The sequence below is a fragment of the Aeromonas sp. ZOR0002 genome, from assembly GCF_963866995.1.
GTDB lineage: Bacteria > Pseudomonadota > Gammaproteobacteria > Enterobacterales > Aeromonadaceae > Aeromonas > Aeromonas caviae.
This window is the reverse complement of record NZ_CAWMFQ010000326.1, coordinates 1-1827: the sequence shown is the minus strand read 5'-3', so window position 1 is coordinate 1827 and position 1827 is coordinate 1. Positions and strand designations below refer to the sequence as shown.

The window sequence follows — 1827 nt, the reverse complement described above, 5'->3', positions numbered from 1 at the left end:
CCGGCATCGCCAGCCTGGCGGGGCTCGCCATCGGCACCCTCGGGGCCGCGGCGCTGCGCCACTGTGGCGAGCGGGTCAAGCGGGTGCTGCTGGCTTTCGTCACCATGACGGGCAACTTCAGCGGCGTGCCGCTGGCGTTCGCCTTCATCATCGTGCTCGGCATCAACGGTGCGGTGACCCTGCTGCTCAAATCCTGGGGCCTCATCGACGGCTTCAACCTCTATTCGGGCAGCGGCCTTATCCTGATTTACACCTACTTCCAGATCCCGCTTGCCCTGCTGCTGCTCTACCCGGCGTTCGACGCCCTGCAGGATGAGTGGCCCCAGGCCGCCGCCCTGCTTGGCGCCAGCAAGGGGCAGTATGTGTGGCACGTGGCCCTGCCGGTGCTGACGCCCGCCTTGCTCGGCACCCTGATCATCCTGTTTGCCAACGCGGTGGGGGCCTATGCCTCCGCCTACGCCCTCACCACCGGCAACTTCAATCTGGTGACCATCCGGGTGGCCAGTCTGGTCTCCGGCGACATCTTCCTCGAGCCGAATCTCGCGGCGGCGCTGGCGGTGATCCTGATGGTGCTGCTGGGGGTGGTGACAGCCGCCAACCAGTGGCTGCTGAAAAAGAGCTATGTGAACAAGGGGCAATCCCATGCATGATTTGACGCCGCGCTGGCCCAGATGGGTGCTGGGGGCGCTGGTCGCCACCCTGCTGCTACCGCTGCTGGCCACCTTTCTCTACTCCATCTCCACTCGCTGGGGGGCGACCCTGCTGCCGGATGGCTTTACCCTCGACTGGTATCTCAAACTCTGGGGCGACCCGCGCTTTCTGGCGGCCTTTGGCCGCAGCCTCCTGGTCTGCTTCGCCACCCTGTTGCTGGGCACCCTGGTGCTGGTGCCTACCGTGCTGGTGGTGGCCTACTACTTCCCCAGGCTGGATCCCTGGATGAACCTCTTGATCCTGCTCCCCTTCGCGGTGCCGCCCGTAGTCTCCTCGGTGGGGCTGCTGCAGATCTACGCTGACGGCGTGCTGCCGATTATCGGCACGCCGTGGATCCTGATCGGGACCTGGTTCACCGTGGTGCTCCCCTTCATGTACCGGGCGCTGGCCAACAGCCTGCAAGGGGTGCCGCTCAAGGATCTGATGGATGCCGCTCATCTGCTGGGGGCCAGCAGCGCCCGCGCCTTCCTGCTGGTGGTGATCCCCTGCCTGCGCAAGGGGCTGCTGGCGGCGCTGTTTCTCTCGCTGTCCTTCCTGCTCGGCGAGTTCGTGTTTGCCAACATGCTGGTGGGCACCCGTTACGAGACCCTGCAGGTCTACCTCTACAACATGCGTGCCACCTCGGGCCACTTCACCAGCGCACTGGTGATGAGCTACTTCCTGCTGACCCTGCTGCTCACCTGGGCAGCCAACAGATTTCATCGGTGAATCAACATGTTCCATCTAGAAGTGAATCAACTGCACAAATCCTACGGCGACACCAAGGTGTTCGAGGGAATTGAATTCGGCATTCGCAAGGGGGAGCTGGTGACCCTGCTCGGCCCCTCCGGCTGCGGCAAATCCACCCTGCTGCGGGCGCTGGCCGGGCTCACCCCGGTGGATGGCGGTCAGGTGCGGGTGGCCGGTGAGGACATCACCTGGCAGGAGCCCCAGAAGCGGGGCATCGGCATGGTGTTCCAGAGCTATGCGCTCTTCCCCAACATGACGGTGTGGGACAACGTCGCCTTCGGCCTCAAGATGAAACCCCAGCCGGGGCGGGATCTCGCCGCCAGCGTACAGGAGGCGCTAGAGCTGGTGGAGCTGACCGGCTTCGAGCGCCGCTATCCAGCCGAGCTC

General features: G+C 64.7%; 3 protein-coding genes. All 3 read left to right on the top strand.

Annotated features, from left to right (window positions below):
* A partial coding sequence (locus AACR77_RS17505; RefSeq protein ID WP_042883027.1) for an ABC transporter permease occupies window positions 1–650 on the top strand: 650 nt, incomplete at its 5' end.
* A complete protein-coding gene (locus AACR77_RS17500; RefSeq protein WP_039040132.1) occupies window positions 643–1419 on the top strand; it encodes an ABC transporter permease in 777 nt (258 codons plus the stop codon). The genes AACR77_RS17505 and AACR77_RS17500, both read left to right, overlap by 8 nt.
* A gap of 6 nt (window positions 1420–1425) precedes the next feature.
* The coding region (locus AACR77_RS17495; RefSeq protein WP_042883037.1) for an ABC transporter ATP-binding protein at window positions 1426–1827 on the top strand (402 nt) is incomplete at its 3' end.